Raw genomic sequence first — 4694 nt, forward strand, 5'->3', positions numbered from 1 at the left:
ATGGTGGTCTTTTATTTTTTTGGTCTACATAATAAGCGTGTTCGTATACATCCAGAACTATCAATGGAACAGAGCCAACAAAGCCATATTGGTTGTGTGCATCAAAACCGTTTACAAATAACATTTTGTTGTACAAATCATAAGATAAAGTAGCCCAACCTCTGCATGCTATACCTGTAGCTTTTATTTCATTTAAGCAATTATCAACCGAACCAAACCACTCTTCTATAGCTTTTCTAAGCTCCTGGCTTGGCTCACCTTTTCCACCACCAATTAAGTTTTCAAAATAAAGTTCATGTAAAATAACACCCATATAGTTAAAGCTTTCCTCAACTTTAAGAGCTCTGTATTCAGAGTAGTTTTGATTAGCCTTAGACCTATCTGCAAAATTAGATGCTAACTTTTCTTGAATTTCATTGTATTTTGCTACATAACCTTTGTAATGAGCTTCAAAGTGAACGTCAATTTGCTCATCTGATATCCCTACAAGACCTTTTGGTTTTAAATAGTCCTTTGGTTGAAGTTTCATAACTTTCATTTTCCTACCTCCAGATTTAAGTTTATCTTCTTTTTCTAAAATTTCCATTGCTAAAATATTTGTGCTTGAAGCTAAAATACCTATTCCCGACAATTTAATAAAATCTCTTCTGTCCATTCAATCCTCCTGGTAATAATAAATATAATCTCGAATTCTTCTGCATCTATGACTGAAATCACAATGATATAATGACTCCTGTCATTAATGAAGCTCTGTCTTCTAATGTATATTATAATCGCAAAAACTTAGAAAGGAGGAAGAAAAATGCCAAAAGTTAACACTTATGTAGACATTTCACAAATCGACAAAGAAGCTAAGAGAGATTTCATTGACAGACATTCTCCATTTGTACATGTAGAAGGTGAAGCTGTAAAAGGTCAAAAATTGAAAGTGAAAGTAAGAGTTGGAAACGAATACGTTCATCCGGATGATTTCGACCACTATATCGCTTACGTTCAATTATGGGACGGCGATACTTTACTTGGACAAGCTACATTTACACCGGGTTCTCTTGGAAATAAGCCAAACCAAGCTGAAGTAGATTTTTACATCGTTCCAACAAAAGACAAATTAAGATTAAACGCAATGAGCTACTGCACAAAGCATGGTTTATGGCAAAGTGAAACTGTTGAAATAGACGTTTTATCACCAGAACCAGCTACAACATAACATAAACCAAAAAGGGCACCTATTAAGGTGCCTAAATCCATAAACTTTAAGTGTAAAAAAATATCGGGCAAACAATTAAATAAAAGTGATAAAATTTTCTCTTCTATCAGAAAATCAAATTAAGGTAGTTCCAAAATTTTCGTAAGCTTACCTTTCCGTTTAATCCTTAGGACAAAGTCCGAAAGAACTCATTTTTGATTTTTTACTTGAAAAGAAAAATATGAGATTCTTCGCTTCGCTCAGAATGACGATGTTGGTTTTTTGGAACAGTTTTTAACAAATTAGACTACATTTTTCTAATGCTTACCATATGTTGAGTAAGAAGTGCAAAAAATTTGAGATTCTTCTCAGACTGCAGATTGACATCTTAGGTTATCATTCATTTAATGCTTATCATTCATCCTTTTTCTGTCATCCTGAAGCCGTAAGGCCGAAGGATCTCTTTTTTGACTTGTTGACTTAAAAAAATATGAGATTCTTCGCTAACGCTCAGAATGACGATGTTGGTTTTTTGGAACAGTCTAATAAAATTACAAAATTCTTCGCTTTGCTGAGAATGACAAATTAGACTACTATTTTTTCCAATGCATATTATTAACCTTTATTTTTCATCCTGAGAACGTAGGTCCGAAGGATCTCATATTTTGATTCTTACTAAAATAAAAAAATGAGATTATTCGCCGGCTGTGGAATTACACTACTAAGGGTTTTTTAATCATCCTGGATACGTGGAATGCGAAGGATTATGTTTTTGGTATTTTGATATAAAATCTACTTCCTTTTCCTACTTGACTTTCTACCCATACTTTGCCTTTATGGGCTTCTGTGATGTGTTTAACGATAGATAGCCCTAAACCTGTTCCGCCGATGTTTCTACTTCTTGATTTATCGACCCTGTAAAATCTTTCAAACACAAGAGGAATTGATTCTGGTGGTATCCCTATGCCTGTATCTATTACGCTTATTGTGTCATACTTTCCATCGGTTTTTGCATTTACTTCTACTATACCGTTTTGAACGTTATATTTTATTGCGTTTTCAATTAGATTTTTCAGTGCAATGCTTAATTTTTGTTCGTCTGCATAAACTTCAAAATTTTTCGGAATATTATTTTTGAGTTTTATGTTCTTATCTTTTGTTAGATGTTGCAAATCTTCAAAGATGTCTTCAACTTGTTTGCGTAATAAATATTTTTTCTTTTTTACCAAATCTTCTTGAGATTCAAGTCTTGCAAGTATAAGAAGGTCATTTATGAGAGAGTCCATTTGGTTTATTCTTTTTTTTGCCATGTCTACAAATTTCAGGATGTTAGAGTCTTTTATTTCATCTTCTATTGTTTCCATAGCAGATTTTAAAACAGAGATCGGGGTTTTTAGCTCATGAGATACGTTAGATACAAAGTCTTTCTTTGCTTGTTTGTAAATCTCAAATGGTGTTATATCCTGCAGATGAATAATTTTTTTGCCTTTAATGTGATATACGTTGACTAAGTATTTACTACTATCTATATTTACCTCTAACTTTGTGTCTTTGTCATAATCATGGGAAATTATAGAATAAAGATAATTATCATTTATAACTTCTTTAAAATGCTTCCCTTCGTAATCCGGTGTATTTAAAAATCTCTGTGCAAATCTATTTACAAACAGGATATTTTTATTTTCATCAACAACAATGACACCTTCTTTTAAATAGTCAAGAAAACTTATAAGTATTTCATAATCTAAATGCTGGTCTTTTAGGGTATTACTTTCCATTTTCGTCTAATTCCTGATGTCTTAACATTTTTCCTTCTTTCATGTAAATAACTTCTTCTGCTAAGTTTGTTGCTATGTCTGCAACTCTTTCTATGTTTTTAACAACGTCCATAAGTCTTAATCCAACTTTTATTGTTGACGGGTCTTCTACCATGTAAGTATATAATTCTCTTATTATTTGGTCTTCCAATGCGTCTATCAAGTCGTCTCTCTTTATTACATCTCTTGCAAGATTTGTATCATTTTCTGCGAAGGCTTTTATTGCATCTTTAACCATCTGTATTGTTAACTCAGTCATTTTTGGTAAATCTACATATTCTTTTAACTTTGGTTTTGTTAAAATAGACTGGGCATGCTCTTTTATGTTTTCTGCATGGTCTCCTATTCTTTCAAGGTCTCTGTTTACAAACAAGTCCATTGCGAGCATTCTTAAAAACTTTGCCTCCGGTTGATATCTTGCCATGGTTGTTATTATCAATGATTCATTTTCTACTTCCATCTGGTCAACTATATTTTCATTTTCTTCGACATATTTTAAATACTCGGGGTTATGCTCTATGATAGCTTTTATTGAGTTATCTATCATATTTTCTACAATTTCAGCCATTTTTAAAAGCCTTTCTTTGATTTCATTCAGTCTTGGTTCTATTAACATATAACATCTCTTCGTATACTTATTGAATTTTTAAAAGTTTCATATTAACCAAATTTACCTGAAACATAATCTTCTGTAAGTTTTTTATTTGGTTTAGTAAATATAATATCTGTTAAATCAAATTCAATAAGCTCTCCAAGATACATAAATGCAGTGTAGTCTGAAACCCTTGCTGCCTGTTGCATGTTGTGGGTAACAATAATAATTGTATGATTTTTCTTTAATTCGACTATAAGCTCTTCTATCTTTGATGTTGATATTGGGTCAAGTGCTGATGTTGGCTCGTCAAATAGTATGACTTCTGGTTTTACTGCTATTGCTCTTGCTATACATAATCTTTGCTGCTGACCACCTGACAAAGAAAAAGCCGATACATTAAGTCTATCTTTTACTTCGTCCCAGATTACAGCATCTTTTAAAGCTTTTTCAACTCTGTCTTGAAGCTCTGTTTTGTTTTTAATTCCTTGAAGTCTCAGTCCATATGCGACGTTTTCAAATATAGACATTGGAAAAGGCGTTGGTTTTTGGAATACCATCCCGATTTTACTTCTTAAGACCATCAAATCTACATCCTTTTCAAGAATGTTTTTACCTTCAAATATTATTTCTCCTTCGTATCTGTTGCCCGGGTATAAGTCATGCATTCTGTTAAAACATCTAAGCAGTGTAGTTTTACCACATCCAAACGGTCCGATCAGCGCTGTAATCTTATTTTCATAAACCGGCATGTTTATATTTTTTAAAGCCTGTTTATTGCCAGCATAATAAAAATTTAGATTTTTGACTTGTAATTTTACATTTTCAGACATTTAGTTTTCCTCCTAAGAGTGTTTTTTCCTTTGGATTAAGTATCTTGCGGCGATTGATGCAATCAATACGAAAAATGTAAGAATGAACGATGCTGCCCATGCTTGTCTGTGCCATTCGTCGTATGGTCCCATGGCATACTGGAAAACCGTGACTGTTAAAGATGCCATTGGTTTTGTGACATCATAATTTGTAAAATTATTGTTAAATGATGTAAATAATAATGGTGCAGTTTCTCCGGATATTCTTGCTACTCCAAGAATTACGC

The 4694-nt window shown here is 32.7% G+C and carries 5 protein-coding genes and 1 pseudogene; 1 reads left to right on the forward strand and 5 read right to left on the reverse strand.

Translation table 11 applies throughout. The annotated features are described in order from the left end of the window. A partial coding sequence (locus SULYE_RS06145) for a superoxide dismutase (protein ID WP_043989183.1) occupies nt 1-538 on the reverse strand: 538 nt, incomplete at its 3' end. A gap of 264 nt (nt 539-802) precedes the next feature. Here SULYE_RS06145 and SULYE_RS06150 point away from each other — a divergent pair. Next, the gene (locus tag SULYE_RS06150; protein WP_007547606.1) at nt 803-1207 is read left to right on the forward strand and encodes a desulfoferrodoxin family protein; all 405 of its coding nucleotides are present in this window, start codon (nt 803-805) and stop codon (nt 1205-1207) included. 743 nt (nt 1208-1950) lie between these two features. Here the strand turns inward: SULYE_RS06150 and SULYE_RS06155 are convergent. The 4 genes and pseudogenes from SULYE_RS06155 to SULYE_RS08415 form a co-directional block, all read right to left on the reverse strand. Beyond that, complete coding sequence (locus SULYE_RS06155) at nt 1951-2964, reverse strand: sensor histidine kinase (protein ID WP_007547608.1); 1014 nt, start codon at nt 2962-2964, stop codon at nt 1951-1953. Beyond that, nucleotides 2954-3619 (reverse strand): phosphate signaling complex protein PhoU, encoded by a 666-nt coding sequence (phoU, locus tag SULYE_RS06160; RefSeq protein WP_007547609.1) that lies wholly within the window; start codon nt 3617-3619, stop codon nt 2954-2956. Before phoU ends, SULYE_RS06155 begins: the two co-directional genes overlap by 11 nt. Nucleotides 3620-3663: 44 nt before the next feature. Then, nucleotides 3664-4428, reverse strand: coding sequence for a phosphate ABC transporter ATP-binding protein PstB (gene pstB / locus SULYE_RS06165; RefSeq protein ID WP_007547610.1), 765 nt, complete (start codon nt 4426-4428; stop codon nt 3664-3666). A 12-nt stretch (nt 4429-4440) separates the two neighbouring features. Beyond that, nucleotides 4441-4694 (reverse strand): annotated as a pseudogene (locus SULYE_RS08415) (phosphate ABC transporter permease PstA); the annotation flags it as partial.

Origin of the sequence: Sulfurihydrogenibium yellowstonense SS-5, assembly GCF_000173615.1 — a bacterium.
Taxonomy (GTDB): domain Bacteria; phylum Aquificota; class Aquificia; order Aquificales; family Hydrogenothermaceae; genus Sulfurihydrogenibium; species Sulfurihydrogenibium yellowstonense.

Excerpts from the sequence above, each read along its gene's own strand:
- SULYE_RS06150 (WP_007547606.1), top strand. The coding sequence starts at position 803 with ATGCCAAAAGTTAACACTTATGTAGACATTTCACAAATCGACAAAGAA.
- SULYE_RS06155 (WP_007547608.1), bottom strand. The coding sequence starts at position 2,964 with ATGGAAAGTAATACCCTAAAAGACCAGCATTTAGATTATGAAATACTT.
- phoU (WP_007547609.1), bottom strand. The coding sequence starts at position 3,619 with ATGTTAATAGAACCAAGACTGAATGAAATCAAAGAAAGGCTTTTAAAA.
- pstB (WP_007547610.1), bottom strand. The coding sequence starts at position 4,428 with ATGTCTGAAAATGTAAAATTACAAGTCAAAAATCTAAATTTTTATTAT.